The organism is Haloarcula sp. MBLA0163, from assembly GCF_055632435.1.
In genome coordinates this window covers 2,194,272-2,221,170 of sequence record NZ_CM145745.1, presented here as the reverse complement: position 1 = coordinate 2,221,170, position 26,899 = coordinate 2,194,272, and the positions used below count along the sequence as shown (strand labels likewise).

The 26,899-nt window shown below is 68.3% G+C and carries 27 protein-coding genes; 18 read left to right on the top strand and 9 right to left on the bottom strand.

Annotated features, from left to right (window positions below):
• Positions 1-94 precede the first annotated feature (94 nt).
• The 5 genes from ACV7GQ_RS11825 to ACV7GQ_RS11805 all read left to right on the top strand — a co-directional run bounded on the left by ACV7GQ_RS11825 (position 95) and on the right by ACV7GQ_RS11805 (position 6,157).
• On the top strand, positions 95-1,000 hold the full coding sequence (locus tag ACV7GQ_RS11825) for a PhzF family phenazine biosynthesis protein (RefSeq protein WP_470310441.1): 906 nt from the start codon (positions 95-97) through the stop codon (positions 998-1,000).
• 87 nt (positions 1,001-1,087) lie between these two features.
• Positions 1,088-3,379: a phosphoenolpyruvate synthase gene (ppsA, locus tag ACV7GQ_RS11820; protein ID WP_470310440.1), complete on the top strand. Its 2,292-nt coding sequence runs from the start codon at positions 1,088-1,090 to the stop codon at positions 3,377-3,379.
• A gap of 52 nt (positions 3,380-3,431) precedes the next feature.
• Positions 3,432-4,337, top strand: coding sequence for an RAD55 family ATPase (locus ACV7GQ_RS11815; RefSeq protein WP_470310439.1), 906 nt, complete (start codon positions 3,432-3,434; stop codon positions 4,335-4,337).
• Positions 4,338-4,409: 72 nt separating this feature from the next.
• Positions 4,410-5,462 (top strand): tyrosine decarboxylase MfnA, encoded by a 1,053-nt coding sequence (gene mfnA, locus ACV7GQ_RS11810; RefSeq protein WP_470310438.1) that lies wholly within the window; start codon positions 4,410-4,412, stop codon positions 5,460-5,462.
• Positions 5,463-5,575: 113 nt separating this feature from the next.
• Positions 5,576-6,157: a YqaA family protein gene (locus ACV7GQ_RS11805; protein ID WP_470310437.1), complete on the top strand. Its 582-nt coding sequence runs from the start codon at positions 5,576-5,578 to the stop codon at positions 6,155-6,157.
• Between the two features lie 70 nt (positions 6,158-6,227).
• On the opposite strand, the gene ACV7GQ_RS11800 is transcribed toward ACV7GQ_RS11805, so the two are convergent.
• Entirely contained in the window at positions 6,228-6,875 is a 648-nt protein-coding gene (locus ACV7GQ_RS11800; RefSeq protein ID WP_470310436.1) for an HVO_2922 family protein, read from the bottom strand.
• A 174-nt stretch (positions 6,876-7,049) separates the two neighbouring features.
• On the opposite strand from ACV7GQ_RS11800, the gene metG reads away from it, so the two are divergent.
• The 5 genes from metG (at position 7,050) to ACV7GQ_RS11775 (ending at position 12,071) form a co-directional block, all read left to right on the top strand.
• Positions 7,050-9,161, top strand: a complete 2,112-nt coding sequence (metG, locus tag ACV7GQ_RS11795; protein WP_470310435.1) for a methionine--tRNA ligase — start codon at positions 7,050-7,052, stop codon at positions 9,159-9,161.
• A gap of 43 nt (positions 9,162-9,204) precedes the next feature.
• Positions 9,205-9,564, top strand: coding sequence for a DUF7312 domain-containing protein (locus tag ACV7GQ_RS11790; RefSeq protein WP_470310434.1), 360 nt, complete (start codon positions 9,205-9,207; stop codon positions 9,562-9,564).
• 25 nt (positions 9,565-9,589) lie between these two features.
• Positions 9,590-10,183 (top strand): NfeD family protein, encoded by a 594-nt coding sequence (locus ACV7GQ_RS11785; RefSeq protein ID WP_470310433.1) that lies wholly within the window; start codon positions 9,590-9,592, stop codon positions 10,181-10,183.
• Positions 10,184-10,254: 71 nt separating this feature from the next.
• A complete protein-coding gene (locus ACV7GQ_RS11780) occupies positions 10,255-11,421 on the top strand; it encodes an SPFH domain-containing protein (RefSeq protein WP_470310432.1) in 1,167 nt (388 codons plus the stop codon).
• Positions 11,422-11,465: 44 nt separating this feature from the next.
• Positions 11,466-12,071, top strand: a complete 606-nt coding sequence (locus tag ACV7GQ_RS11775) for a winged helix-turn-helix transcriptional regulator (RefSeq protein WP_470310431.1) — start codon at positions 11,466-11,468, stop codon at positions 12,069-12,071.
• 133 nt (positions 12,072-12,204) lie between these two features.
• Here the strand turns inward: ACV7GQ_RS11775 and ACV7GQ_RS11770 are convergent, their stop codons facing one another.
• On the bottom strand, positions 12,205-12,447 hold the full coding sequence (locus ACV7GQ_RS11770) for a DUF7123 family protein (protein WP_470310430.1): 243 nt from the start codon (positions 12,445-12,447) through the stop codon (positions 12,205-12,207).
• A gap of 237 nt (positions 12,448-12,684) precedes the next feature.
• On the opposite strand from ACV7GQ_RS11770, the gene ACV7GQ_RS11765 reads away from it, so the two are divergent.
• A complete protein-coding gene (locus tag ACV7GQ_RS11765; RefSeq protein ID WP_470310429.1) occupies positions 12,685-13,089 on the top strand; it encodes a TRAM domain-containing protein in 405 nt (134 codons plus the stop codon).
• Between the two features lie 44 nt (positions 13,090-13,133).
• Here ACV7GQ_RS11765 and ACV7GQ_RS11760 read toward each other — a convergent pair whose 3' ends face one another.
• The 4 genes from ACV7GQ_RS11760 to ACV7GQ_RS11745 all read right to left on the bottom strand — a co-directional run bounded on the left by ACV7GQ_RS11760 (position 13,134) and on the right by ACV7GQ_RS11745 (position 15,499).
• Positions 13,134-13,820, bottom strand: a complete 687-nt coding sequence (locus ACV7GQ_RS11760) for a YkgJ family cysteine cluster protein (RefSeq protein WP_470310428.1) — start codon at positions 13,818-13,820, stop codon at positions 13,134-13,136.
• A 61-nt stretch (positions 13,821-13,881) separates the two neighbouring features.
• Positions 13,882-14,157 (bottom strand): hypothetical protein, encoded by a 276-nt coding sequence (locus tag ACV7GQ_RS11755; protein ID WP_470310427.1) that lies wholly within the window; start codon positions 14,155-14,157, stop codon positions 13,882-13,884.
• A 249-nt stretch (positions 14,158-14,406) separates the two neighbouring features.
• Positions 14,407-15,180: an MBL fold metallo-hydrolase gene (locus tag ACV7GQ_RS11750; protein ID WP_470310426.1), complete on the bottom strand. Its 774-nt coding sequence runs from the start codon at positions 15,178-15,180 to the stop codon at positions 14,407-14,409.
• A gap of 46 nt (positions 15,181-15,226) precedes the next feature.
• The gene (locus ACV7GQ_RS11745; protein WP_470310425.1) at positions 15,227-15,499 is read right to left on the bottom strand and encodes a MarR family transcriptional regulator; all 273 of its coding nucleotides are present in this window, start codon (positions 15,497-15,499) and stop codon (positions 15,227-15,229) included.
• Between the two features lie 231 nt (positions 15,500-15,730).
• On the opposite strand from ACV7GQ_RS11745, the gene ACV7GQ_RS11740 reads away from it, so the two are divergent.
• Both ACV7GQ_RS11740 and ACV7GQ_RS11735 read left to right on the top strand, forming a co-directional pair.
• A complete protein-coding gene (locus ACV7GQ_RS11740; RefSeq protein ID WP_220616902.1) occupies positions 15,731-16,435 on the top strand; it encodes a class I SAM-dependent methyltransferase in 705 nt (234 codons plus the stop codon).
• A gap of 153 nt (positions 16,436-16,588) precedes the next feature.
• Complete coding sequence (locus tag ACV7GQ_RS11735; RefSeq protein WP_470310424.1) at positions 16,589-17,491, top strand: glycosyltransferase family 2 protein; 903 nt, start codon at positions 16,589-16,591, stop codon at positions 17,489-17,491.
• Position 17,492: 1 nt separating this feature from the next.
• Here the strand turns inward: ACV7GQ_RS11735 and ACV7GQ_RS11730 are convergent, their stop codons facing one another.
• Positions 17,493-18,302 (bottom strand): amidohydrolase family protein, encoded by an 810-nt coding sequence (locus ACV7GQ_RS11730; RefSeq protein WP_470310423.1) that lies wholly within the window; start codon positions 18,300-18,302, stop codon positions 17,493-17,495.
• A gap of 198 nt (positions 18,303-18,500) precedes the next feature.
• Here ACV7GQ_RS11730 and thsA point away from each other — a divergent pair, with 198 nt between their 5' ends.
• From thsA to ACV7GQ_RS11715, 3 genes are all read left to right on the top strand, one after another.
• On the top strand, positions 18,501-20,060 hold the full coding sequence (thsA, locus tag ACV7GQ_RS11725) for a thermosome subunit alpha (protein WP_470313160.1): 1,560 nt from the start codon (positions 18,501-18,503) through the stop codon (positions 20,058-20,060).
• Positions 20,061-20,242: 182 nt separating this feature from the next.
• A complete protein-coding gene (locus ACV7GQ_RS11720; protein ID WP_470310422.1) occupies positions 20,243-21,607 on the top strand; it encodes an APC family permease in 1,365 nt (454 codons plus the stop codon).
• Between the two features lie 34 nt (positions 21,608-21,641).
• Positions 21,642-22,058, top strand: coding sequence for a hypothetical protein (locus ACV7GQ_RS11715; protein WP_470310421.1), 417 nt, complete (start codon positions 21,642-21,644; stop codon positions 22,056-22,058).
• Positions 22,059-22,455: 397 nt separating this feature from the next.
• On the opposite strand, the gene ACV7GQ_RS11710 is transcribed toward ACV7GQ_RS11715, so the two are convergent.
• Both ACV7GQ_RS11710 and ACV7GQ_RS11705 read right to left on the bottom strand, forming a co-directional pair.
• On the bottom strand, positions 22,456-23,211 hold the full coding sequence (locus ACV7GQ_RS11710; protein ID WP_470310420.1) for an SAM hydrolase/SAM-dependent halogenase family protein: 756 nt from the start codon (positions 23,209-23,211) through the stop codon (positions 22,456-22,458).
• Positions 23,208-23,774: a nicotinamide-nucleotide adenylyltransferase gene (locus ACV7GQ_RS11705; RefSeq protein ID WP_470310419.1), complete on the bottom strand. Its 567-nt coding sequence runs from the start codon at positions 23,772-23,774 to the stop codon at positions 23,208-23,210. Before ACV7GQ_RS11705 ends, ACV7GQ_RS11710 begins: the two co-directional genes overlap by 4 nt.
• Before the next feature lie 171 nt (positions 23,775-23,945).
• Here ACV7GQ_RS11705 and lonB point away from each other — a divergent pair, with 171 nt between their 5' ends.
• Together lonB and ACV7GQ_RS11695 are read left to right on the top strand one after the other, a co-directional pair.
• Positions 23,946-26,054 carry an ATP-dependent protease LonB gene (gene lonB, locus ACV7GQ_RS11700; RefSeq protein WP_470310418.1) on the top strand — a complete coding sequence of 703 codons (2,109 nt, stop codon included), beginning with the start codon at positions 23,946-23,948 and terminating at the stop codon, positions 26,052-26,054.
• Positions 26,055-26,897: a lysostaphin resistance A-like protein gene (locus ACV7GQ_RS11695; protein WP_470310417.1), complete on the top strand. Its 843-nt coding sequence runs from the start codon at positions 26,055-26,057 to the stop codon at positions 26,895-26,897.
• The last annotated feature ends 2 nt before the right edge of the window (positions 26,898-26,899 follow it).

Genomic DNA, 26,899 nt, shown 5'->3' with positions numbered 1-26,899 from the left:
CGTTTAGTCGTTCGTCGTTTGTTACCACTTTTCACGGCTGTAACCGCGCCGGGTAGCACGAACTGTTATCCGCGGGGTCCCACAACACGGTGCCATGGAGACGCGACAGGCCCTGCTCGTCGACGCGTTCGCCGCGGAACCGATGGCGGGCAACCCGGCCGGGGTGGTGCCGGACGCGAACGGACTGACCGACGACCAGATGCAGGCTATCGCCGGCGAACTGGGCGCCAGCGAGACGGCGTTCGTCCTCGACAGCGCGGACGCCGACCGGCGCCTGCGCTACTTCACGCCCGAGCGGGAGGTGGACCTCTGTGGCCACGCGACGATCGCGGCCCACGCCGCCCTCTTCGACCGCGGCACCGTCGAGACGGGCCAGCACACGATGGCGACCGGACGCGGCGTCCTCGACGTCGAGACGAAGGCGGACGGGACGGTGTGGATGGAACAGGGCGAGGCCGACATCCGGGAGGTCGACTGCTCGCTCGACGACGCGGCCGACGCCGTCGGCGTCGACGTGGCGACGTTACAGGACGTGGGGGCGGACCTCCCGCTCGCCGTCGGCGACACCGGGTTCCCGTGGCTGCTGGTCCCGGTCAACTACTTCCAGCACCTCAGCGGCGCCGACCCGGACCCCGCGGCCATCGAGGCGCTCTGTGAGTCGGTCGACGCGATGGGTCTGTACGCCTTCACCTTCGACACCGTCGACGGCCGGTCGACGCTCCACGGCCGCGCGTTCGCACCCCGGGCTGGCATCACCGAGGACCCGGTGACCGGCACGGCCGCCGGGGCCTGTGGGGCGTACATCCGCCGCTACGGCGCCATCGACAGTACGGTCGAACAGGTGGTCGTCGAACAGGGCCACTTCCTCGACCGGCCGGGCACGGTAAAAGTCGACACGGACGGACACGAGGTGTGGGTCGGTGGGCGGGCCGTCACGACGCTCGACGGGGCGCTGACGGTGCCTGCGGCCGACGAGGACGACGAGATCCTCGAGGTGTAGGTTCGCTCGGATTCGAGTGAACGCCCCCCCGAAGATGCCGCCACCGGAAAGTCCATAACGGTCGTTCGTAAACCAGCACACGAGTCAATGCCTACATTGTGGCTCGACGAGATCGGTGCCGACGACCTGCAGCGGGTCGGCGGCAAGGCGGCGTCTCTCGGAGAACTGACCGCGGCGGGACTGCCCGTCCCGTCGGCGTTCGTCGTCACTGCCGACACGTACCGGTCGTTCATCGAAGCAACCGGTATCGACGACGAACTGTTCTCGGTGGTCGACGTCGACAGCGACGATTCACACGCTCTCGCGGAGGCGGCCGAGCGGGCACAGGAACTCATCCTGGACACCGACGCGCCCGAGTCGGTCCGGGAGGACCTGCTCGCTGCCTACGACGAGATGGGTGACGAGGACGTGGCGGTCCGGTCCTCGGCGACGGCCGAGGACCTGCCCGACGCCTCCTTCGCCGGCCAACAGGACACCTACCTCAACGTCTCGCGGGCGGACCTCCTGCGCCGGGTCAAGGAGTGCTGGGCGTCGCTGTTCACCCAGCGGGCCATCTACTACCGGAACGAGCAGGGGTTCGACCACGACATGGTGGACATCGCCGTCGTCGTCCAGCAGATGGTCGACGCCGAGAAGTCGGGCGTCATGTTCACGAGCCACCCCTCGACCGGCGCGAACACGGCCATCCTCGAGGCCGCGTGGGGTCTCGGCGAAGCGGTCGTCTCCGGCGCCGTCTCGCCGGACAACTACGTGGTCGACCGCGACACCGAAGAGATCGAGGAGGTCACCGTCGCCGACAAGAAGGTGATGTGCGTCCGCGGCGAGGACGGCGAGACGGTCGAGCGGTCGGTCCCCGAGGAGAAGCGCACCGAGCGCGTCCTCTCCGCCGAGGAGATCCACCGCCTCGTCGAGGTCGGCGAACGCGTCGAGGACCACTACGGTACCCCACAGGACGTCGAGTGGGCCATCTACGAGGGCGAGGTGTACGTCCTCCAGTCCCGCCCGATAACGACCATCGACGAGGGGGTCGACGCCGCGGCGTCCGGCGAGAGCGCCGGCGTCGCCGACGGCGGGTCGATGGAGGGCCAGGGCGAGGACGTCCGCCTCTCGGGCATCGGGTCCAGTCCGGGCCGCGTGACCGGGGAGGTCCGCATCGTGACGAAACTGGACAACCTCGACAAGGTCGAGGAGGGCGACGTCATCGTCACGGAGATGACGACGCCGGACATGGTGCCGGCGATGAAACGTGCCGCCGGTATCGTCACGGACCAGGGCGGGATGACGAGTCACGCGGCCATCGTCTCGCGCGAACTCGGCGTGCCCGCCGTCGTCGGCGCCGACGACGCCACCGAACGCCTCCGCGACGGCCAGATAGTCACCATCGACGGCGACATGGGCACCGTCGAACAGGGCACCGAGATAGACGAGGCCGACGACGAGGCGTCCGAACCGGCCGCCCCGGACGTCGACCAGCAGCACTCGCCGGTCAAGCCGATGACCGGCACCGAGGTGAAGGTCAACGTCTCGATTCCGGAGGCCGCCGAGCGGGCCGCCGCGACTGGCGCCGACGGCGTCGGGTTGCTCCGCATCGAGCACATGATCCTCTCGACGGACAAGACGCCGGCCCGCTACGTTGAGGACCACGGCGAACGCGCCTACATCGAGGAGATCGTCGAAGGGGTACGGAGCGTCGCCGAGGCGTTCTACCCGCGGCCGGTACGCGTCCGCACGCTCGACGCCCCCTCCGACGAGTTCCGCCAGCTGCAGGGCGGCGAGGACGAACCCAGCGAGCACAACCCGATGCTGGGGTATCGGGGCATCCGGCGCTCACTGGACCGCCCCGGCGAGTTCAAACTCGAACTCCGGGCGTTCGAGCGCCTCTACGAACTCGGCTACGACAACGTCGAACTGATGCTGCCGCTGGTGACCGACGCCGAGGACGTCCTCCGCGCGAAGTCGCTGATGCGGGAGGTCGGCATCGACCCCGAGAAGCGCGACTGGGGCGTGATGGTCGAGACGCCCGCCAGCGCGCTCTGCATCGAGGACCTGTGCGAGACGGGGCTGGACTTCGTCTCGTTCGGCACGAACGACCTCACCCAGTACACGCTGGCGGTCGACCGTAACAACGGCAACGTCGCCGACCGCTTCGACGAACTCCACCCCGCCGTGCTGGACCTGATGGGACAGGTCATCGGCACCTGCCGCGAGCACGACGTGGCGACGAGCATCTGCGGGCAGGCGGCCTCGAAACCGGAGATGGTCCAGTTCCTCGTCGACGAGGGCGTCACCTCCATCTCTGCGAACATCGACGCCGTACGCGACGTCCAGCACGAGGTCAAGCGGGTCGAGCAGCGCCTCCTGCTCGAATCCGTCCGCTGACAGCCGCCTCGACGGACACCAGATTTTTTGCAATTCGCGTCCTGCGACGGGTATGTCTCGGCCATCCACGGCGGAAGCCAAGAGCATCAGCGAGGGGGTCTCTTACATCCCCTTCGGCATCCCCGGCCTCGACGGGAACGTCCGCGGGATTCCGACGGGCAGTACGGTGTTGCTCGCCGGCGCGGCCGACGCCGGCGGCGACGCGTTCACGTACACGAGTCTGGCGACGCTGATGCTGGCGAGACACGACCCGGACCTCGTCCCGGGCGGCATCTCGCGGCGACGGGACGTGATTCCCGACGAGGTCACCTACATCACGCTCACGAACGACCGCGACCACGTCTACAGCGAACTCGACGCGGTCCTCGACGGCTACCAGTTCGACGCGCTGACCGAGAACCTCACCGTCGCCGACTTCTCCCAGCGGTTCATGGAACTGCTCCCGGTGCCGCCCGCCCTGTTCGAGGCCCGGCGGAGCGACGGCGACATCGAGGCCCCGGAATCGGACGAGCCGGTCGCGGCGGCGCCCGACGACGAGACGTTCGCCGACCTCCTGAACGACATCGGCGACCGCATCACCGCCGCCGAGGACGACATCGTCGTCGTCGACTCGCTCACCGACCTCGAACGCGCCCGGCAGTTCGGCCTCTCGCAGGGCCGCGTGACCGCGTTCCTGATCGGTCTCCGTGAGGCCGTGGTCAACTGGGGGAACGTCGCCTACGTCAAACTCGACCGGCAGGCCAGCGCGGTGCGCGCGGACGAGCAGATACACGGCCTGCTCCACGGCGCGGTGTACTTCTACTCGAACGACAAGGGGTTCGAGACCTACCGGACGATGCGGGTCGGCTCCTTCGGCGGCGCGCTGGACACGGAGCGCCAGACCGTCTTCGAGTCGCAGGTGGGACCGACGGGGTTCCGCGCGAAGGCGACGAAGAAGATCGGCCCGTCGAACTGGTGAGTCGGGCGACGCCGACGTGACGCTCGGCCGAGCAAAACGGCTAAACGGCTCGCACTCGTGCCTCCCGGTAGAATGCTTCAGCGGGCCGAGCCACAGGACTTCGACCGGGTACTCTCCTCGATGTGTACCGTCCCTCACCCCGCGGCCCGCGACGCCGCCGAACGCTTCCTCGCGACCAACCCCGGCGACCCCGGCACGTACGAGACGGTCGCCGACCTCGAGGCCGAGGCCGTCGACTACCTCGGCGAAGTGACCGGCCTGCCGGACCCGGCGGGCTACGTCGCCTCCGGCGGCACGGAGGCCAACGTTCAGGCGGTCCGCATCGCGCGTAACCGCGCCGACACCGACGACCCCAACGTCGTGGCGCCGGTCCACGCCCACTTCTCGTTCACCAAGGCGGCAGACGTCCTCGGCGTCGAGTTGCGGACGGCACCCGCCGAGGACCACCGCGTGAACCTCGACGCGATGGCCGAACTGGTCGACGAGGATACGGTCTGTGTGGTCGGCGTCGCCGGGTCGACGGAGTACGGCTACGTCGACCCCATCCCGGCCATCGCCGGACTCGCGCACGACGCGGACGCGCTCTGCCACGTCGACGCCGCCTGGGGCGGGTTCTACCTTCCATTCACCGACCACGACTGGCACTTCGGCCACGCTGACGTGGACACCATGACCATCGACCCCCACAAGGTCGGACAGGCCGCGGTGCCCGCCGGCGGGTTGCTCGCCCGCGACGAGCGGTTGCTGGACGAACTGGCCGTCGAGACGCCCTACCTCGAGTCGACGAGCCAGCTGACGCTGACGGGCACGCGGTCGGGGGCCGGCGTCGCGTCGGCCGTCGCCGCGATGGAGGCGCTGTGGCCGGCCGGCTACCGCGAGCAGTACGAGCGCTCGATGGCGAACGCCGAGTGGCTCGCCGACCAGTTACGCGCCCGCGGCCACGACGTCGTCGACCCCGAACTCCCGCTCGTCGCCGCCGACCTCTCGGTGCCGATGACCGACGAACTGCGCGACCGCGGCTGGCGGGTCTCGAAGACGGGCGCCGGCGAGATGCGCGTCGTCTGCATGCCCCACGTCAACCGGTCGATGCTCCGGTCGTTCGTCGCGGACTTAGACTGGTACTGAGCGCGGGACCCGTCCCCGAGCGCCCGGTTCTGTCAGGTCGTCGACGGCTCGCTACCAACGTCTCCGGAGCGCACATACCAAGCTTTAGGACCCCGTATGGGTAATCGGCCAGTGTGGATTCGGTAGCCCCGCTCCCGACGCTGATTGCGCTGGTCGGCGAATGCACGACAGGGTCCGCCCTCTCGCCCCTGGAGGAGGCCGTCTGTACCGCCACCGGACCGACGGGGCTGGCTATCATCGCCGTCTACTCGTTCCTCATCGCCTTCATTCTCCCACTGCCCAGCGAAGTCGTCCTCGTACCGGCCGAGACGCTCCGCCTCGGGTTCTCGACGACGGGTAACCTCGCGGCCATCATCGTCGTCAGCGCGTTCGGGAAGGCCGTCGGGAGCCTCTTCGCCTTCCACATCGGGCAGGAGGCCAAGGAGTACGGCCCGCTCGTCCGGTGGATCCAGCGCTCCCGGTTCGACATCATCTCGTGGTCCGAGAAGAAGACCATCAAGCTCGCCAAACGGTACGGCTACGTCGGCCTCGCGCTGGCGCTCTGTGTCCCGTTCTTCCCCGACACGCTCTCTATCTACGCGTTCACTGTGCTGGAGGAGGACTACCTCCGCTTCGGGGCGGCCACCTTCGCCGGGAGCGCCGGGCGACTGCTCTTCACGCTCGGCCTGGCGAGCGGGACGCTGGCGCTGCTGTGAGTTCTCTATCGGTCGGGGTGCAGAACGACGGGAGAGCCGTTCCGGCGTCGCCTCCGACCACCGTCCGTGACTAGCGCTCTTCCTCGACCGCCGCGGCCGGTGCGTTCCGCACGACGCTCCGGAGGCCCTTCCGGGCGTTGTGTTTACGCGTGTACCCCTCGCCGCTGGTCGCGATGACGTTCCCGTTTCGGTGGCGGAGCCGCCAGCGCCACTCGTCGGCCCGGTCACGGAAGAGTTCGAACCGGGCCGCCGACTCCGTCCCGTCCGCGGCCCCGACGGGGGTGGGCTGTTCGTCCGCTGACTCAGCGAGAGCGGGGTGTTCGTCCGCTGGCTCAACGCGAGCGGAGTCTTCGTTCGCCGACTCACCGGGAGTGTGGTGCCCTTCGACCGGCTCACCGGCGGTGGACTGTTCGTCCGCTGTCTCGGCGGGAGTGGGGTCTTCGTCTGCCGGCCCGGGCTGTCCCTCGACCGGCGCGGCGGCTTCCTCGCCGTTCGAGTGGGGCCACTCCATCTCGACTTCGAGGCTCGCTCCGTCTTCGTCCGTCTCGAACTCGACTTCGAGTTCGACCTCTTCCGGGACGTCGGCTGCGACGGCGTCCGGGCCGTCGCCGAAGCGGACCGATCCAGCGAGAAGCCCCGCCGCGACGTCGCTCAGTACGGCAGCGGTCTCCGCGCGAGTGGCGGTCAGTTCGTATTCGTAGTCCTCGTTTCGGGACATAGGGCCCCCGTCTGCCGACTACTACGTTAAACTATCGCGGGAGGCCCGCGTCTCGACACGATTGGCCGACCCCTTCGTCCCCGTTCCGTCGGGGCTCGCACTGCCTGGTCCGGTACCGTGCGCCACCGGCGGAAACCAACCTCCTTTTGACCCGTCGGCGGTTCACGGACAGGTATGAGCCACGACGAGTTCCCGACGGAGCAGCCAGCGGTGGTGACCTGCGGGCTGCCGTACGCGAACGGCGACCTGCACGTCGGCCACCTGCGGACCTACGTCGACGGGGACGCCCTCTCGCGGGCCCTGCGACGCCTCGGTCAGCAGACCGCCTTCGTCTGCGGGTCCGACATGCACGGCACCCCGGTCGCCGTCAACGCCGCCGAGGCGGGCGTCGAGCCCCGCGAGTTCGCCATGGAGTACCACGAGACGTACGCCGAGACGTTCCCGCAGTTCAACGTCGAGTTCGACAACTACGGCCACACCGACGACGAGACCAACACCGAACTCACCCAGGAGTTCGTCCGCTCGTGGATAGCCAACGACCACGTCCACGAGAAGGAGATCCAGGTCGCGTGGGACACCGAGGAGGACCAGCCGCTCCCCGACCGCTTCGTCGAGGGCACCTGTCCGTACTGCGGCGAACAGGCCCGCGGCGACGAGTGCGACGAGGGGTGTCAGCGCCACCTCGAACCCGGCGAGATAGAGGACCCGGTCAGCACCATCACCGGCAACCCCGCGGAGTACCGCACCCGCGAACACAAGTTCCTGCGACTGGCGGACTTCCAGGAGTACCTGCAGGGCTTCCTCGACCGCGTCGAGGGCACCGACAACGCGCAGAACCAACCCCGCGAGTGGATCGAGGGCGAACTGCAGGACCTCTGTATCACGCGGGACATGGACTGGGGCGTGGACTACCCCGGCGACGAGGGCGAGGACCTCGTGCTGTACGTCTGGGTCGACGCCCCCATCGAGTACGTCGCCTCGACGAAGCAGTACTCCGAGCGCGTCGGCGCCGACGAGTACGACTGGGAGGACGTCTGGAAGGTCGACGGCGAGGCCCGACACGGCACCCAGTGGGACGAGGAGTGGAGCGAGGACAGCGGGGAGATAATCCACGTCATCGGGCGCGACATCATCCAGCACCACGCCGTCTTCTGGCCCGCCATGCTGCGGGGCGCGGGCTACAACGAGCCGCGGACCATCCTCGCCACCGGGTTCGTCGGCATCGACGGCAACGCCCTCTCGACATCCCGGAACCGGGCGGTCTGGGCCGACGAGTACTTAGACGCCGGCTTCCACCCCGACCTGTTCCGGTACTACATCGCGACCGGCGCGGGCCTGGAGACCGACGTCGACTTCTCGTGGGACCGCTTCCAGGAGCGGGTCAACGGCGAACTCGTCGGCAACGTCGGCAACTTCATCTACCGTTCGCTGCTGTTCGCCGAGCGCAACTACGACGGCACCCCGGACGCCAGCGTCAGCGACGACGTGCGCGACCGCATCGAGGACGCACTGGACGACTTCGCGGCCGCCGTGCGCGACTACGACGTGCGGACGCTCGCCGACGTCGCCATCGACCTCTCGAACTACGGCAACGAGTACATCCAGCGCAACGAGCCGTGGAACCTCGTCGACGACGACCCCGAGCGCGCCCAACAGGTCATCCGCGACTGCGTCCAGTTGACGAAGGCCGTCGCCGTCGTCATGCAACCGGTCCTGCCGGGCAAGGCCGAACGGCTCTGGGGGCAGTTGGGCGAGGAGGGCTCGGTCGCGAACGTCTCGCTCGACACCGCGCTGGAGGCACCGCCCGCCGAGTTCGACGACCCCGACGAACTGTTCGAACAGGTCGAGGACGACCACATCGAGGAGCTGAACGCGGAACTGCAGGCGCGTATCGAGGCGGCGAACGAGGACGACGAGGAAGCCGCTGACGACGGGGCCGAGACCGCCGACCTCGAACCGCTCGTCTCCGAGCGCATCGGCTTCGAGGACTTCGAGGGCATCGACATGCGCGTCGGCGAGATCGTCTCCGCCGAACCCGTCGACGGGGCCGACAAACTGCTCAAACTGGAGGTCGACATCGGCCACGAGGTCCGACAGGTCGTCGCCGGCCTCGCCGAGCTCCACGAGGTCGAGGCCCTGCCGGGGACGCGGGTCATCCTGCTCGCCAACATGGAGAAGGCGGAGCTGTTCGGCATCGAGTCCGACGGGATGGTGCTGGCGGCGGGCGACGAGGCGGACCTGCTGACCACCCACGAGGACGCGCCACTCGGGACGCGCGTCCAGTAGCTCTCCGTCCCTTTTTGTAGCAGACACGCATACGTGGGGGCATATGGCTGCTGACGGGTCCGACGACGACCGCCTCGACGAGTCGAGCGACGACTTCGTCGAGACGTACGAGTTCGCGACGGAGGCCGACGTCATCGACACTGCGGGCGACGCCGACGACACCCAGGAGGGCGCCGTCGCGGGGTCGTTCGCGCCCGACGTCGAGGTGACGCCGGGGACGCCGACGCTGGAGAACACCCTCTTCGTCGCCCTCGGCGTGTACCTCTCGGCGCTGGTCCTCGGCCAGATGGTGGCCGGACCGGGCATCTACGCGCCGACGACGCTCGCGACGATCACCGCCGTCGTCGTGGTGGGGACGGCGGTCTGTTACGCGCTGCTCACCCGGACCGACCCCGACACTTAATCCCGCGCCCGCCCTACACTCGGATATGGTAGTCCCCCTGGTCTCCCTCTCTCTCGCACCCGCCCAGGTCGACCCACTGTTCAGTCTGTCGCTCTCGCTGTTGCTGTTCCTCGCGGGGGCCGGCCTCGTCGTGGCGGAGGCCCTCGCACCGGGGACGCACTTCTTCGTCCTCGGCATCGCGCTGTTGACCGCCGGTCTCGTGGGGCTGTTCATCCCGGCGAGTCTGGGCATCCTCGCGCCGATTATCCTCGCCGCCGTCGTCCTCGCCACGACGGCGGCGACCCTGTGGGGGTACCGGAAACTCGACTTCGCCGCGCCGGGTCGGGGCCAGACGCTCTCGTCGAGTTCCCTGCAGGGGCAGTTCGGCACCGTCACCGAGCGGGTGACCAAGAGCTCCGGCGAGGTGAAACTGGAGGACGGCGGCTTCAACCCCTACTACCAGGCCCGGAGCGTCGACGGCGTCATCGAGGAGGGGGCCGAGGTGATGGTCGTCGACCCCGGTGGCGGGAACGTCATCACCGTCGAGGCCGTCGGCGCGACCGACGACGACATCGACCGGGCGCTGGAACGCGACCGGTCGAGCGAACCGGAACGCGACACCGAGTCCGAGCGGGCGTAACTGTGCGAACCGTCAGTATGTGACACAGGCACCGAAGGCTTTTCTTTCAGCGTCCCGGAGTCTCAACCGTTATGTTCCCCGCGCTAGTGCCGCTGCAAATCGGGGGAATCATCGGGTTCGTCACGGTGATCTTCCTCCTCATCGCCATCGCGCTGGTGTACTCCAGCGTCGTCATCATCCGCCCGTACCAGAAAGGTGCCTACACCGTCCTCGGCACCTATCGTGGCATCCTCGACCAGGGGATTCACTTCATCTATCCCTTCGTCTCGGACGTCACACGGTTCGACATGCGGACCCAGACGCTCGACGTGCCGCGGCAGGAGGCCATCACCCGCGACAACTCGCCGGTGACCGCCGACGCCGTCGTCTACATCAAGGTGATGGACCCGAAGAAGGCGTTCCTCGAGGTCGACAACTACGAGCGCGCCGTCTCGAACCTCGCCCAGACCACGCTCCGTGCGGTGCTGGGCGACATGGAACTGGACGACACGCTGAACAAGCGCCAGGAGATCAACGCGCGCATCCGGAAGGAACTGGACGAGCCCACCGACGAGTGGGGTGTCCGGGTCGAGTCCGTCGAGGTCCGTGAGGTCAACCCCTCGAAGGACGTCCAGCAGGCCATGGAGCAACAGACCTCCGCCGAGCGGAAACGCCGCGCCATGATTCTCGAAGCGCAGGGTGAGCGTCGCTCTGCCATCGAGACGGCGGAAGGTGACAAGCAGTCCAACATCATCCGCGCCCAGGGTGAGAAGCAGAGCCAGATCCTGGAGGCGCAGGGTGACGCCATCTCGACGGTGCTCCGTGCGAAGTCCGCCGAGTCGATGGGCGAACGCGCCGTCATCGACAAGGGGATGGAGACGCTCGCCGACATCGGCGGGTCCGAGTCGACGACGTTCATCCTCCCGCAGGAGCTCACGTCGCTCGTGGGCCGCTACGGCAAGCACCTCACCGGGTCCGACGTCAAGGAGAACGGCCACGTCCTCGACGCACTGGACTTCGACGAGGAGACCCGCGAGATGCTCGGGCTGGACGACATCGAGGAGATCCTCGGCCAGATAGACGAGGAGGCCGAGGTCGACGTCGAAGCCATGGAGCAGGAGGCCCAGAAGATAAAGCACGGCGAGGACTCGGGCGTCGACAGCGCCGACGAGGTCATCGAGCAGATGGACGCCGAGATAGACGGCGAGAAGACCGACGTCGCCGGCGGCCCGGACGACACGACGGGCGAGGAACGATAAGCGTAGCCGAAGACGTTTTGTAGCAGAATCGCTTCTCCCCGTGTATGACACGGGACGGTGGCGTCGACGAGGACAAGCGCGCGACGTTGCGCCGCTTCGCCGCCCTCGGCGCTGCCAGCCCCTTCGTCCGGTTCACCGACGACGGGAGCGACAGCGACGCGCCGGACGCCATCGCCGGCTACGTCTCGGCCCACCCGGGCACCCACTTCTCGAAACTGCGCGACGACCTGCAACTGGGCACCGGGGAGGCCCAGCACCACCTCCACCGCCTCGAGAACGAGGGCGTCGTCGCCTCACAGAAGGACGGCGACTACCGGCGGTACTTCCCTGCCGACCAGTTCACCGAGTTCGAGCGGACGACGCTCGGCTACCTCCGACGGGCGACGCCGCGCGGGATGCTCGTCACGCTGCTGCGGGACCCGACGGTGACCGCCTCGGAACTGGCGGCCACGCTCGACGTCTCCCGGCCGACCATCAGCAACTACGCCGCGGACCTCGAATCGGCGGGCCTCCTCTCGCGCGAGGACGGCTACGCCGTCACCGAACCGGAGACGATTCTGACGCTGCTCGTTCGCTACGCGGACTCGTTCGGCGGCGACGCGGCCGAACTGGCGAGCCAGGCTGACTCGCTGTTCCGGTACGACCCGTAGCGGGCGCTCGCGGGTTCGAGGACAGAGCGAGACAGGAGACGGTGGTGCAACCGTGCGGAGCAGCCGGACTGTCGGGTACCGTTCGTCGGAGGTCGACGGCCCCGTAATCGAATCCCGAACTACGAGGGTTGTATCAGGCCTCGACCATCCACGTCGTCGAGGAGGAGTAGCCCCACTTCTCGACGTCGATGTCGTGGTCGCCGCTGGCGATGGCAGTCATGTTCGTCCCGACCTCCTTCGCCGAGAGTCCCAGTTCGTCGCCGATGAGACGGGACTTGAAGTACGTCTGTTCGCCGGCGTTCGACTGGAGGTACTCCAGGATGCGACGCTGTTTGTCCGAGAGTGGGCTGTCGGCCGCCTGTGCAGTCGCGCTCATTGCTACACTCGGTGGTTCGGTAGGTGTACCCTTAGTGGGTTTGGTACAGTCGGTTAACGGGCCGCTGTCTTGCGGTTTTGGCGCCGGCATGGGCCCGTGGATGACGGCTACCGTCCCGATACCGGACGGGTTGGTACGTCGGGGAAACACGCGAGTGCGCCGTCGAACACTCCGGTCTGACCGTCCGGCAGTTCTTTAATAGTGGGCGGCAAGTATGCCGAACGGAGGTCTATTACATTGGAAATCTCCGACGAACTCCTGTGTCTGTTCAGTGCTGAGGTCAGCGACGACGGCGACCGCTACGTCGTCGAAGTGCCACGCCGGGAAGTCGAGACGGGGGCCGTCGACGCCGGGGGGACGTACCGCGTCGCGCTCATCTCCGCGGACGCCGAGAGCGGCGAGACTGCCGAGAGTACCGAGACCGAGACGCCGCCCGACCAGCCACAACCGCCGGTCGAACCGGGCGAGACCCGCTACGTCGAGATCGAGGACATCGGCAAGCAGGGCGACGGCATCGCTCGGGTCGAACGCGGCTACGTCATCATCGTCCCGGGCGCCGACATCGGCGAACGGGTGAAGATAGAGGTGACGGAGGTCAAGTCCAACTTCGCCGTCGGCGAGATTCTCGACGAGGACGTGTAGGTCACGCCCCACGTCGTGGCCGCTCCCCACAGCGACTGCGTCGTCTACGACCCATCGAGCGGTGTCCCGTCCGGTCGCTTCTGCCCCTCCGAGTCGTGGACGACGACGCCCGCCACGTCCACGGGTCGGTAGTTCTCGCGGACTCCTATCGCCTCTTCGAGTTCTCTGACGGCCCGCTCTTTCAGCGCGGCTGCCAGTTCCTCCGCCTCGTCCCGCGAGATGTCCCGGCCGAGCCCCTCACACTCGTGGGCCCGGACCATCCCCTCCGCGTCGACGGCCTCGCCCATCGGTTGACTGGTCCCGCCGAGCGCCACGCTGAACGGGTAGGTCCGGCAGATGAGCGGCCGGTCGCCGTGGACGGTACACGCGCCGACGCCGTCGTCGTCCTCGGCGTAGAACGTACAGTCGCCGCAGTCGTCGGTCTGGAGGGCCCACTCGAACGTCTCGCCCTGTGGGCCGTCCGGCGTCGCCTCGACGCCGTAGGGCATCGGACGGGCCACGTCACGGAAGTCGTAGTCGCCGGCCGACTGCAGCGCCCGAACTTCGTCGGGGAACACCGTCGCGGTGTGCGGTTCGGGGTCGGCCTCGCCGTCGTCGCCACAGGCCGTCTCGCCGGCCTTACAGCAGGCCCCACAGCGCGTACACTCGAACCCGATGGTCTCGATGGCGTCGGCCAGCGCTCCCACGTCTAACTCGCGGGCGCGTTCGAGCTCGGATTCGAGCGACTCCATGGCTACTCGTTGGCGTCGACGGGCAAAAAGGGCGCGTCACGTCGAGCGGGTGACTGTCCGGCTATCGCGGCGAGATGTGGATGCTGACCGTGCCGATGCCCGGCAGTTCGAACCGGCCGATACGGTCGCCAGCCCGCCGAACGACCGCCGCGAGGCCGAGCTGCGTGGCCTTCGTGAGGGCGCCGATGGCGAGGAGCACCGCCGTGGTCAGCAGCGGGTAACTCGCCAGGAGGACGAGCGTCGTCAGGACGAGCGGGAACGCCAGTGCGGAGCCGAGCGTTGTGCGGTCTGTGGTCGTCGTACCGTACGCGGGCGGCGTGGGTGAGAGTCGTGTCATGGGTGTCTGAACGGGGACCGGCCACGGGGCCGGCGTCGATACACGGACGTTGCACTCCGCCGGTGAAAAAGTATATGATTTCGGAGAGGTAGCGGCGAGTGGTACCAATGTACACGCCAGCTAACTCGCCATAGCGTTCCGGAGAGTGGGTGTAACCGTTACCATGGTAATAGTTACACACCTCTCAAAATGTTTACTCACACACGAACGGAGGGTGCCTACCAGGAGCCGCCGACGAGCGTCGCGTCATCACGCCGGCGTCGCGGTCCGTCCGTCCCAGCGTACCGCACCCTCGACGGCCAGCTTCTCGAGGTGTGCGACGACGGTGGCCCGCGCGAGGTCACGGACGCCGCCGAGGTCCTTCTCGTAGGCACGGTCGAGCACCTCGTCGAGGGTCGTCGCACCCGATTCGACCGCCGCACGGACCCGTCGTTCGCGGTCCAGACGGTGACGGAGGAGTCGCGAACACACCTCGCGCGGCTCCGTGACGGTGGGGCCGTGGCCGGGGTAGAGGCGTGGCGGGCACCGGGCGTTGAGGCGTCTGAGCGAGGTCAGATACGCCCGCATGTCGCCCTCCGGTGCCCCGACGACGACGCTCCCCTCGGCGACGGCGACGTCCCCGCTGACGACGCCGGACTCCGTGGCGAAGCCGACGTGTTCCGGCGCGTGCCCGGGCAACCCGAGGACTTCGACCCCGTCGCCGGCCGGTATCGTCGTGCCCTCGGCGAAGGTGCGGTCGGCAGTGACGCCCGTGGCGGACTCGAACGCGTCCGCACGCCCGCGGCGCGCCCAGACGGTGGCGTCCGTCTCGCGGGCGTAGTGTGCGACCCCGCCGACGTGGTCCGGGTGATGGTGTGTGACCGCGACGTGGCCGACGTCGGCGTCGCTGACGGCGTCGTCCAGCGCGTCGGTCCGGCCGGCGGGGTCGACGAGCAGTGCGTCGGGCCCGGTGCCGAGGTACGCGGCCGTCCGGCCGGTCGGTGCGCGGGTCGCCACCGGGACGTCGAAGCGTGTCCACGTCATCCAGCGGTGTGTCGCCCCGGGCGAGGAAAACTCCGTGGGTCGGCAGTTACGCTGTGAGGAAGTAGACCTGCTTGCGTGCGTCGGTGAAACTGTACCGCGACTCGACGAGTCCGGACTCCTCGAGGCGGTTCAGTGCGTACCGGACCGTCCGGTCCGGCAGGAGCGACGACTCCGCGAGCTGGCCCTGCGAGAGCGGTGCGTCGTCTTCGAGTACCTTCGCGACGAGCTTCGCACTGGGCGGGAGTTCGCGCAGGCGGTCGCGGAACTCGTCTTCGGCGAACGGGGAAGCAGTTACGTCCTCGGTGGTCGTGGTGCTCATACTGAACGCTGGTCCAACTACACTGGTAAAACTTGGCTATATGTGTGACCAAACAATACAGATTGTGAAATGTGTATAATGTCTCCTTATACAGGCTCGCCGTCGCTGGGTCCCGCCCGGGGCGGAACTGGCGACCGGACGGGACGTTCGGCCCCGCGCTGACGGCGGTGACGGCCACACCGAACTCCGATTCCAGTATCGTTTTATCCCCCCGGCGGCGACGATTGTAGCGTGAAAGGGCAGGAGTGGTACCAGGCCGACACCGTGGCCGAAGAGTACGAGGCCAAGCGGTTCTCCCGAGGCGGCCGTCTCATCGACCGCCGGGAGAAACAGGCGGTGCTCGACGCCATCGGCCCGGTCGACGACAAGAAGGTTCTCGAAGTCGCCTGTGGCACTGGTCGGTTCACCGTGATGCTCGCCGAACGCGGGGCGGACATCACCGGCCTCGACATCTCCGGCCCGATGCTCCAGCAGGGCCGGCAGAAGGCACAGGCCGCCGACGTCGCCGACCACGTGGAGTTCATGCGCGGCGACGCCGCCCGTCTCCCGTTCCCGGACGACTACTTCGATACGGTGCTGGCGATGCGCTTCTTCCACCTGGCCGATACGCCCGCCGCGTTCCTCGCGGAGATGCGCCGGGTCGCCAAAGAACAGGTGTTCTTCGACACGTTCAACCGGTTCTCGACGCGGTCGCTGTACAACTGGGCGCTCCCGATGGGGTCTCGGCTCTACTCCCGGTGGGAGATAGACCGCTTGCTCGACGGCGCGGGACTGGAACTCACCGAGGAGTCCCACGACTGGGTGCTCCCCTACGGCTTCTACCGGAAGATTCCGAACGAGCTGGCCGCCTCGTTCCGCTCTATCGACACCGCCATCGGCGGGACGCCCCTCGGTGACAAACTGGCATCGGTGTCGTACTGGAACACGCACGTCTGACCCGCTCGGCTTGCACTATCAGGGCCGTCTGCGGGTACCGTCCGTCGATTGCGACACAGTTGCCGACTTATAACCGCTCTGTCACCTGTTCCTGACCCAGCGGGCCGCCGCGGCCCGCGACTTTTAAGCGCCTCCAGAGAGCAACCGAGGAGTATGGAGCTATCGGTGGTGGTCCCGACGCTGAACGGCCGCGAGGAACTGGCCGGGTGTCTGGACGCACTCGCCGAGGAGGTGCCCGACGCGGAGACCATCGTCGTCAACGGCCCCTCGGCCGACGGGACGACGGGGATGGTCCGCGACCGGGACGACGTCGACGTGTTGGTCGAGATAGCGGACCGCTCGGTCAACGTCGCGCGCAACGCGGGGCTGGACCGGGCGACGGGCGACGCCGTCGCGATGGTGAGCCAGAGCCTCTCCGTCGAGTCCGGGTGGGCCGAGGCGGTCCGGTCCGGCGTCGAATCGGGCGAGGCGGTCACCGGACCGACCCACGAGCAACTCGTCGCGGGGATGACCACCGAGTCGAAGGAGACGCGGACGATAGCCGGCAGAGCGGTGACGTACTTCAACCCCGGGAACGTCGCGTTCCGCCGGACGGCTATCGACGCGCTGGACGGGTTCGACGAGTACCTGGAGATCGGCGGGTCCCGCGACGTGGCCCACCGGCTGGCCGCACGCGGCTACACGGTCGACTGGGACGCCGGGATGTGCGTCAGCCGCGAGTTCGAGGCCGACGGCGGCATCCGCGAGACGGACTGGGACTGGAAGTACCGCTCGCTGGCCTACCGCCTGCTGAAGAACTACGGGGTCAGACCGACCGTCGCGCGCCGGGTCCTCAGTCACGCCGTGCGGGACGGCGCCGAGGCGCTGAAGGACGTCGCCCGCGGCGAGACGCCGCCGTCGAAGTGGCTCGGCACCGGCCGCGACGTGCTCCGCGGACTCGGCCTCGGCAGCAAGGACGGGCTCGTCGCGCGCTATCGCGACCGCAGCGACGTCAGAAACCCCAACGGACGCTCCGTCCGCGCCGACCGCGCGGTCGCAGTCTACGACCGGCGGTGACTCAGGGCGCGAGTTCGTCGACGACGCGGCCCGGGTTGTTCGAGAACACCTTCTTCATCGCGTCCTCCGGCACGTCGAGCGTGAGTATCTCCATCACCGCGACGTTCGGGTGGGCGCTCGGCGCCCCGCTGCCGAACAGGACCCGGTCGGGGTGTTCCATGATGGCCCGCTCCAGCGGCGTCCGGTAACGGACGACGCTCGTATCCAGATAGAGGTCGTCGTACCGGCCCAGCAGGTCGATGGCCTCGTCCATCAGCTCCCGTCGGAGCGGGTGGGCACCGAAGTGCGAGAGGACGACCGGGAACTCGTAGTCGAGCAGTTCCCGCGCCACGGCGCTCGGCGGGAAGGACTCCCCGCCGTGGACGAGGACCGGGAGAGCGACGTCGGCGAGTTCGGCCAGTACCTCCTCGTCGGGGAGGCCGTCTTCCGGCGGGTGGAGCTTGAACCCGGCGAACCGGTCGTCGTAGGCGTACTTCTCGACGTCTTCCGGCGACGTGTGCTGCTCGCCACGGCTGCTGGTGAGGTTCCGGAGCGTCGACCCGGGGCCGCTGCCGGCGTCGCGAGCGCCGTTCAACCTGGCGAACGCGACGAGCGGCCGCTCGACGGTCATGCGGGCGACGGCGTTGTTGGCCTTCAGATACCCGCCGTCGCGGGTGTCCGGGTGGACGACGCTACGGACCACCCCCGCCTGATGCATCTCCCGTTCGACCTGTTCGGGGTCGCCCAGTCCGGGTCTGGGCCGGCGCTGTTCGTCCGGTTCGACCCGCGCGTGGACGTCGACGACCCGGAACCCGTGTTCCAACTCCAGCATCTACCCCACTGTGTGCGGAACCCGGTATTAAATCATCGGGCCGGGCGCGGCCGGCCGGACCCGGTCGGGCCGCCGCATCGGTGTCACGTCTGCCGGTCGGGTGCGGACTCGACCGGACGCACCTTCAAAAACTTTATATAGAACCGCTTACGATGATTTAGGTGAGGTTACACAGCTATGTCATCTGGCCAGCGACGCATGGGCGGCCAGCCCCTCTTCATTCTCGACGAGGACGCCCAGCGCACACACGGCAAGGACGCACAGTCGTCGAACATCTCCGCCGGCAAGGCCGTCAGCGAGTCGGTACGTACCACGCTCGGTCCCCGCGGCATGGACAAGATGCTCGTCTCCGACAGCGGCGACGTCGTCATCACGAACGACGGCGCCACCATCCTCTCGGAGATGGACATCGAGCACCCCGCCGCACAGATGATCGTCGAGGTCGCCGAGACCCAGGAGGACGAGGTCGGCGACGGGACCACGACGGCGTCCGTCCTGGCCGGCGAACTGCTCGCGAAGGCCGAGGACCTGCTCGACGACGACGTCCACCCGACGACCATCGTCGAGGGGTACCACGAGGCCTCTCAGCTGGCACAGGAAGCCATCGACGAGGAAGTGCTCGACGTCGACCTCGACGACGACACGCTCGTCGAGGTCGCCGAGTCCTCGATGACGGGGAAGGGCACGGGCGACGTCGACGCCCACCGCCTCGCCGAGGTCGTCGTCGAGGCCGTCCGGCACGCCAAGAGCGACAACGGCGTCGTCCGCGACAACATCGAGATCCACACCCAGACGGGCGCGGCCACGTCCGCGACGGAGCTCGTCGAGGGCGTCATCATCGACGACACGCCCGTCCACGACAACATGCCCCGCTCGGTCGAGGACGCGTCCGTCGCCGTCCTCGACACCGAGCTCGACGTCCGCGAGAGCAACGTCGACGCCGAGTACAACGTCACCAACGTCGACCAGCTCAACGCCGCGCTCGACGCCGAGGAAGAGGAGCTCCGCGGCTACGCACAGGCGATCGTCGACTCCGGTGCCGACGTCGTCTTCGTCACGGACGACATCGCGGACCGCGTCGCCTCCCAGCTCGCGAAGGAAGGCGTCCTCGCCATCGAGAGCGTCAGCTCCTCGACCGCGAAGGACGTCGTCGAGACGACCGGTGCGAAGCGGCTCGGCTCCGTGGACGCGCTCTCCGAGGACGCGCTGGGCCACGCCGACAGCATCAGCGTCCAGAAGCACGGTGACGAGGAGGTCACGTTCATCCAGGGCGGCGCGGCCGCCGAGTCCGTGACGGTCTTTGCCCGCGGCTCGACCGACCACGTCGTCGACGAGATCGAGCGCGCACTCAACGACGCACTCGACGTCGTCGTCGCCGCGCTCGACGCCGGCGGCGTCGTCCCCGGTGCCGGCGCGACCGAGATCGCCATCGCGGACCACATCCGCTCGACGGCGGCGTCCATCGAGGGCCGCAAGCAGTTGGCCGTCGAAGCGTTCGCCGACGCCGTCGACGTCCTGCCCCGTACGCTGGCCGAGAACACGGGCCTCGACGCCATCGACGCGCTCGTCGACCTCCGCTCGGAGCACGAGAGCGAGGGCATCGCCGGCGTCATCAGCGAGGGCCAGACGGGCGTCGTCGGCGACCCCGTCGAGTACGGCATCCTCGACCCCGCGGCGGTCAAGCGCGAGGCCATCGACTCCGCGACCGAGGCGGCGACGATGATCGTCCGCATCGACGACGTCATCTCGTCGAGCTAAGACGGCCGTCGCCGACCACCGACCGCAAGCAGTATCGCCGCACGCCACCGGCCGTCGCGCGCGGTCGTCCGTGACGACTGCTCGGCCGATTTTCCGGATTCACGTCCCGTGTGACCCGCGCCCGTGACTTGCACATGCAGGCGTGGCGTATTCCCGAGCGGGGCGAGAACGGCCACGACGGAATGAGTGACTCCGACCTCGGCCTGACCGAGGGCGTCTCGATGGCCCTCGGCGGCATGATAGGAGGCGGGATATACGCCGTCCTCGGCGTCGTCACGCAGATCACGATGACGGCGACGTGGGCGGCGTTCGTCCTCGCCGGCGTCGTCGCGATGTGTGCGGGCTACTCGTACAACCGGCTCAACGCCAAGAGCGACACCCACGGCGGGTCGGTGTCGTTCGTCCAGCAGTACATCGGCAACTCGACGCTCGCGGGGATGGTCGGCTGGACGCTGCTGTTCGGCTACGTCGGGTCGATGGCGATGTACGCCTTCGCGTTCGCCGAGTTCGCCATCACCCTGGGACTCCCGCAGTCGGTGGCCGGATTGCCGATTCGGCCGCTGGTGTCGGTGCTGGCCGTCGCCGGGTTCGTCGGGCTGAACCTGCTGGGCGCCCGCACGACCGGCGTCGCCGAGAACGTCCTCGTGGCGCTGAAAGTCGCCATCCTGGTCGGCTTCGGCGTCCTCGGCCTGGTGTACGCCTTCGGGTACAGCGGCCAGCCACTCGAACTCGGCTTCGGCAGACTCACGACCGTGAGCCCCATCGTGGCGGCCGCCATCTCGTTCGTAGCGTTTCAGGGGTGGCAACTGCTGTTCTACGACCAGGGGCGCATCGCGGACCCCGTCGACACCATCCGGAAGGCGGTGTACATCTCCATCCCGGCGGCCGTCGTCGTCTACGTCCTCGTCGGCGTCGTGACCGTGAACCTCGCGCCGCAGGCGCTGACCAGTCACCCGCACGTCGCGCTGAAAGACGCGGCTTCGACGATGCTGTCGCCGTGGGGCCTCGGCGCGGCCGGCGCGGTCCTCCTCTCGGTGTCGGCGCTGTTCTCCACCGGGAGCGCCATCAACGCGACGCTGTTCTCGGCGGCGCACTTCGCGAAGGGGATGCTCACAGACGACCTCCTGCCCGACGACCTCGGCGACGCAGACTCGGACGGCGCGCCCGAGCGCACGATGCTGTTCATCGGCGGCGTCACGGCCGCGTTCTCCGCCGTCGGGAGCCTCGGTGCCATCACCTCGTTCGCGTCGCTCTCGTTCATCCTCGTGTTCGGCGGGATGAGCTACCTCGCCTTCCGCCAACGCGAGGACGCGGTGAGCACCGTCCTGCCGGCGGTCGGGGCCCTCGGCGCGACGGCGTTCTTCCCGTTGATGCTGTACAACCTGTACAACCGGGAGCCAAACACCTTCTACACCGTGCTGGTGGTCGCCGTCGTCGTCTTCGCCGTCGAACTGGTGTACTTCGAGCGTTCGTATCTGGAGCGAGAAGTCGAACAGCTGGACGTGGCCGACGGGGGCCTCACGGAGACGGTCGGGCTCGGAGACTGAACTTTTACTCCGTTCGCGCGTCTCGGTCGGCCCGATGGACGCACGGACTCGCCTGGAGTCGAACCTGGCGGCCGAATCAGAGGCGTACGGCTACACGTTGTCGATATGGGGCGGCGGGGCCCTGCTCATCCACACGTTCGGTATCCCCGGCGTCACGTGGGCGATGGCGTACGTCGCCGGCGCGCTGGCGGGGTTCGGGACGCTCGCGGTGCTCGCGTTCCGGGGCGTCTCGGAGACGGCGGCGCCGCCCGAGGCGCAGTCCTCGCTGGTCGCCTCGACGATACACGTCGTCGCGACGGGCGGGACGTTGGCGGCGGTGTCCCTCCTCGTCACCGTCGCCGGGAACCGACGTCCCGTGGTCGTCTATCTCGCCGCCGGGTTCCTCGCCACCGCGGCGTACAACCTGCTCCTGTTGCTCGAGGAACTGGCCGTCGAGGAAGTCGTAAACTGAGTGCCGGGCGTCGGTCGACCCCCGGCGTCGCTGGGACCGCGAGTGAAAATGGGCACGAGTCGGAACTCGTGGTGCGGCGACGCCGTCGGTCCGACCGGACCGACGAACCGTGCCCACGGTAGCCGTCGCCGCGAAGGCCGAACTGCGGGGGGTCGACGACTTCAGGGAACACCTCCCGTCGCTCGGTCTGTGACCACGGGCCGGCTGGTGGCGACTGTCTCGTCGCTCGGGCGGGGGCCACCCGTCCGCCACCGTGCCGCCGGGTTCACCATGTGTTTGTTTAGGCGGGCCTAAAACACTAAAACGTATCGGTCGTCGGCCGGACCCACACGGGCTCTCACTCCTCGCCGACCACGGTCCCTTCCATCCCCACAACCTCGCGCGGGACGACTTCGCCTCACCAGCGGAGAGCGACGCTGTCGCCGACCGCCACGCCGAAGGCGTCGTCGCCCCGGCCGCGGTTGACCGCGAGTTCGACGTTGCCGTGGCTCCCGACGGTGACGAGACGGTCGCCGGCACCGACGGCGGCGTAGGCGCGTCTTACCGGGACGGGCGCGCCGTCGACCGCGACCTCCCCGCCGAAGCGGTCGGCGAGGACGTCCCCCGGGACGTTCGTGATAGCGTTCCCGAAGTCGTCGACGACCAGCACCTCGCCCGTCGCACGGTCGTCCTCGACGGTCGGGGTCGGGAAGCGCAGGTCCTCGTACGCGTCGGTCGGCGTGGCATCCGCGAGCGCTCCGAGGGCGTCGACGCCGGCGTCGTGGACCGTCGCCGCCGCGGGGGCGAACACGTCCCGGCCGTGGAACGTCGAGCTCGCCGGGTCGTCGTAGGCCCAGGTGAACACCTCGAACTCGTCGGCCAGTTCGCGGGCCGCCGGGATGAGGACGCCGTTGTCGGGCCCCACGAGTGCGTGCTCGCCCGCGCGGACGACTATCGCGTCGCGGTCGGTGCCGACGCCGGGGTCGACGACCACGCAGTGGACGGCCGGCGGGAAGTACGGGAGCGTCTGCGTCAGCCAGAACGCCGCCGTGCGGACGTCCTGCCGGGGGAAGTCGTGGGCGACGTCCTCGATGCGAGCGTCGCTCTCCCGGCAGATGACGCCCTTCATCGCCGCCGGATAGGGCGAGCCGAAGTCGGAGCTGAGCGTTATCATCCCTCGTCGCCGATCGTCGGCTCGTCGACGGTCTCGTCCTCGGCGGTGTAGCGGTCCAGCGAGTCCGAGTCCGAGACGTGCTGGAGCCGCTTGACGCCGTTTATCTCCTCGATGGTGGCGACGACGGGGTCGGGGACGCGGTCCCGCCACGACTCGTCGGCTATCATCCGTTCACGTATCTCCGACCCCTCCAGCCTGTCCCGGTCGAACATGGGCGACTGGCGCACCTCGATACCGCTCTCCTCGAAGAGGCGGACTACCAGCGGGTTGTTCGAGTACGCGACGTCGAAGTCCGGGCACATGCTCTGGACGTGGCTCACCCAGACCGCGTTGCGGTTGATGTCCTCCAACGGGACGACGTAGGTGGTCAGGTCGAAGTCCTTCACGGCCTTCGTTATCATCATGATGCGCTCGCCCGCGGTGAACGGGTCGTGGGTCGTGTGTGAGTCGTCCGCACTGCCGATGCCCAGCACCAGTTCGTCAACCTCGTCGGCTATGCGGCCGACCATCGCGTGGTGGCCGTCGTGATACGGCTGGAAGCGGCCGATGTAGAACCCTCGCATACCCGAGTGTGTGGTGGGTGGTTTGATAAACCCGACGACGGCCCATCCGTCGCCCGTTCGGAACCGCTTACCCCGGCGCTGTCATGCGATTACGGGGGTGTGGCAAGGTCGGACGCGGGGAGAAAGTATATCAGTCGACAGTCCTTCCAACAGAGTGTTAGCAACGTTTGTATGAGCGACAACACCGACACTGACGCGGCTCCCGACCCCGACCGGGAGAGCGAGGACGCCGACGAGCCCAGGACGGTCGACGACGGTCACGAGACGACCGACGAGCAGCCGTCCGAGCCATCGGTCGACGAGCCCACGAACGGGGACGGAGCAACGTCGGATACGACTCTCGGCAGCGACGTCGAGGTGGAGGGAGAATCCAGCCTCCAGGACGACGAGGAGAACCTACTGGGCGGTCTCGATATCGACTCGACCGCCGAGATCGAGGTGCCAGAGCGTCTCGTAGACCAGGTCATCGGACAGGACCACGCACGTGACGTCATCAAGAAAGCGGCCAAGCAGCGCCGCCACGTGATGATGATCGGCTCGCCCGGGACGGGCAAGTCGATGCTCGCGAAAGCGATGAGCCAGCTGCTCCCGCGCGAGGAGCTGCAGGACGTGCTCGTCTACCACAACCCCGACGACGGCAACGAGCCGAAGGTTCGCACCGTCCCCGGCGGCAAGGGCGAACAGATCGTCGAGGCACACAAGGAAGAGGCCCGCAAGCGCAACCAGATGCGGACCTTCCTGATGTGGATCATCATCGCCATCGTGATGGGCTACTCGCTCATCATCGTCCAGCAGTTGCTGCTGGGCATCCTCGCGGCCGGTGTCATCTATCTCGCCTTCCGCTACGGCTCTCGCGGCAGCGACGCGATGATCCCGAACCTGCTGGTCAACAACGCCAGCCAGAAGACCGCGCCGTTCGAGGACGCGACCGGCGCCCACGCCGGTGCGCTGCTGGGCGACGTCCGGCACGACCCGTTCCAGTCCGGCGGGATGGAGACGCCGAGCCACGACCGCGTCGAACCCGGCGCCATCCACAAGGCCAACAAGGGCGTGCTGTTCGTCGACGAGATAAACACGCTCGACATCCGCAGTCAGCAGAAGCTGATGACGGCCATCCAGGAGGGCGAGTTCGGCATCACCGGCCAGTCCGAGCGCTCCTCCGGCGCGATGGTCCAGACCGAACCGGTCCCGTGTGACTTCATCATGATCGCGGCCGGGAACCTCGACGCGATGGAGAACATGCACCCCGCGCTGCGCTCCCGTATCAAGGGGTACGGCTACGAGGTGTACATGGACGACACCATCGAGGACGACCCGGAGATGCGCCGGAAGTACACCCGGTTCGTCGCCCAGGAGGTCGAGAACGACGGCCGTCTGCCCCACTTCACCGAGGAGGCAGTCGAGGAGGTCATCCTCGAGGCCCGCCGCCGCGCGGGCCGGAAGGGTCACCTCACCCTGAAGTTCCGCGACCTCGGTGGCCTCGTCCGCGTCGCCGGCGACATCGCCCGCGCCGAGGACAAGGACTTCACCACGCGCGAGGACGTGCTGCAGGCCAAGCGCCGCTCCCGCTCCATCGAGCAACAGCTCGCGGACAACTACATCGAACGCCGCAAGGACTACGAGCTCACGGTCAACGACGGCGACGTCGTCGGCCGCGTCAACGGCCTCGCGGTCATGGGTGAGGACAGCGGTATCGTCCTCCCCGTGATGGCCGAAGTGACGCCCTCGCAGGGCCCCGGCCAGGTCATCGCGACCGGCCAACTGCAGGAGATGGCCGAAGAGGCCGTCCAGAACGTCTCGGCCATCATCAAGAAGTTCAGCGACGAGGACATCTCCGAGAAGGACGTCCACATCCAGTTCGTGCAGGCGGGTGAGGGCGGCGTCGACGGCGACTCCGCCTCCATCACCGTCGCCACCGCGGTCATCAGCGCGCTGGAGAACGTCCCCGTCGAGCAGAACATCGCCATGACCGGGTCGCTGTCGGTCCGGGGCGACGTGCTCCCGGTCGGCGGTGTCACCCACAAGATAGAGGCCGCCGCGAAGGCCGGCCTCGACACGGTCATCATCCCCGAAGCCAACACGCAGGACGTGATGATCGAGGAGGAGTACGAGGACATGATCGAGATCATCCCCGTCTCCCACATCTCAGAGGTGCTGGAGGTCGCCCTCGCCGGCGAGCCCGAGAAGGACTCGCTGGTCGACCGCCTCAAGTCCATCACGGGCAAGGCGCTCGAACACGAGGTCGGACGACAGGGTAGCGGCAGTCCCAGCCCGCAGTAGATGCCCCAGTGGGCCGCCTTCGTCGGCCTGACGGGATTCCTTCTAACCGCGCTGCTCGCGCTCGCGCGACTCTCACAGCGTGCGCTCCCCGGGAGCGACGGCGACCGGGCCGCTCGCACCGACGGTTTCGGTGGCGTCGAGTCGGACGGTCCGCGGGACCCGACGATTCCCCGCTTCGAGACGGAGGCGGTCGCACGGCGACGCGCACACCTGGAGTCCCAGCTCTCTCCCGGCGACGTCTCGCCCGGTGCGCTGCTGGCCAACGTCGCGCTCACACAGGGGCTGTTCGGCGCCCTGCTGGTGGGCGGCGGGTTCTACTTCCAGATTCCGCTCTCGGCGTTCGGCGTCACCGGGGCGCCGCTCTCGACGGGACTGCCGGCGCTCGGCCTCGGCGTCGCCGCCGGCGTCGGGTTCTGGGTCGGCAACGAACTCGCGGCGGTGGTCGCCGACGGCTTCGGTATCGCCTTCGACGAGTCGCTCAGGGAGCTGCTCGCGCCCGACTCGGCCGGCGGGTGGGTGGTCTTGCTCGGACTCGTCCTCCCGACCATCGCCGTCGTCGAGGAACTGCTCTTCCGGGCGGCGGCCATCGGCGTCCCCGTCGCCGGACTGGGCGCGCCCGCCTGGGTGATGGTCCTCCTCTCGTCGGTGGCGTTCGCGCTCGGGCACGGCGCACAGGGACGGGCGGGCATCGTCGTCACCGGCGTGCTCGGCGCGGCGCTGGCGGTGCTGTTCGTGGTGACCGACAGCCTCCTCGCCGTCGTCGTCGCCCACTACCTCGTGAACGCGCTGGAGCTCGTCGTCCACGAGGGGCTGGGCGTCGACCGGCTCACGGCGCTCGGCTGAGC

Coding starts and splice junctions, on each gene's coding strand:
- ACV7GQ_RS11825 (WP_470310441.1), top strand. CDS start 95: ATGGAGACGCGACAGGCCCTGCTCGTCGACGCGTTCGCCGCGGAACCG.
- ppsA (WP_470310440.1), top strand. CDS start 1,088: ATGCCTACATTGTGGCTCGACGAGATCGGTGCCGACGACCTGCAGCGG.
- ACV7GQ_RS11815 (WP_470310439.1), top strand. CDS start 3,432: ATGTCTCGGCCATCCACGGCGGAAGCCAAGAGCATCAGCGAGGGGGTC.
- mfnA (WP_470310438.1), top strand. CDS start 4,410: ATGCTTCAGCGGGCCGAGCCACAGGACTTCGACCGGGTACTCTCCTCG.
- ACV7GQ_RS11800 (WP_470310436.1), bottom strand. CDS start 6,875: ATGTCCCGAAACGAGGACTACGAATACGAACTGACCGCCACTCGCGCG.
- metG (WP_470310435.1), top strand. CDS start 7,050: ATGAGCCACGACGAGTTCCCGACGGAGCAGCCAGCGGTGGTGACCTGC.
- ACV7GQ_RS11790 (WP_470310434.1), top strand. CDS start 9,205: ATGGCTGCTGACGGGTCCGACGACGACCGCCTCGACGAGTCGAGCGAC.
- ACV7GQ_RS11785 (WP_470310433.1), top strand. CDS start 9,590: ATGGTAGTCCCCCTGGTCTCCCTCTCTCTCGCACCCGCCCAGGTCGAC.
- ACV7GQ_RS11780 (WP_470310432.1), top strand. CDS start 10,255: ATGTTCCCCGCGCTAGTGCCGCTGCAAATCGGGGGAATCATCGGGTTC.
- ACV7GQ_RS11775 (WP_470310431.1), top strand. CDS start 11,466: ATGACACGGGACGGTGGCGTCGACGAGGACAAGCGCGCGACGTTGCGC.
- ACV7GQ_RS11770 (WP_470310430.1), bottom strand. CDS start 12,447: ATGAGCGCGACTGCACAGGCGGCCGACAGCCCACTCTCGGACAAACAG.
- ACV7GQ_RS11760 (WP_470310428.1), bottom strand. CDS start 13,820: ATGGAGTCGCTCGAATCCGAGCTCGAACGCGCCCGCGAGTTAGACGTG.
- ACV7GQ_RS11755 (WP_470310427.1), bottom strand. CDS start 14,157: ATGACACGACTCTCACCCACGCCGCCCGCGTACGGTACGACGACCACA.
- ACV7GQ_RS11750 (WP_470310426.1), bottom strand. CDS start 15,180: ATGACGTGGACACGCTTCGACGTCCCGGTGGCGACCCGCGCACCGACC.
- ACV7GQ_RS11745 (WP_470310425.1), bottom strand. CDS start 15,499: ATGAGCACCACGACCACCGAGGACGTAACTGCTTCCCCGTTCGCCGAA.
- ACV7GQ_RS11735 (WP_470310424.1), top strand. CDS start 16,589: ATGGAGCTATCGGTGGTGGTCCCGACGCTGAACGGCCGCGAGGAACTG.
- ACV7GQ_RS11730 (WP_470310423.1), bottom strand. CDS start 18,302: ATGCTGGAGTTGGAACACGGGTTCCGGGTCGTCGACGTCCACGCGCGG.
- thsA (WP_470313160.1), top strand. CDS start 18,501: ATGGGCGGCCAGCCCCTCTTCATTCTCGACGAGGACGCCCAGCGCACA.
- ACV7GQ_RS11720 (WP_470310422.1), top strand. CDS start 20,243: ATGAGTGACTCCGACCTCGGCCTGACCGAGGGCGTCTCGATGGCCCTC.
- ACV7GQ_RS11715 (WP_470310421.1), top strand. CDS start 21,642: ATGGACGCACGGACTCGCCTGGAGTCGAACCTGGCGGCCGAATCAGAG.
- ACV7GQ_RS11710 (WP_470310420.1), bottom strand. CDS start 23,211: ATGATAACGCTCAGCTCCGACTTCGGCTCGCCCTATCCGGCGGCGATG.
- ACV7GQ_RS11705 (WP_470310419.1), bottom strand. CDS start 23,774: ATGCGAGGGTTCTACATCGGCCGCTTCCAGCCGTATCACGACGGCCAC.
- lonB (WP_470310418.1), top strand. CDS start 23,946: ATGAGCGACAACACCGACACTGACGCGGCTCCCGACCCCGACCGGGAG.
- ACV7GQ_RS11695 (WP_470310417.1), top strand. CDS start 26,055: ATGCCCCAGTGGGCCGCCTTCGTCGGCCTGACGGGATTCCTTCTAACC.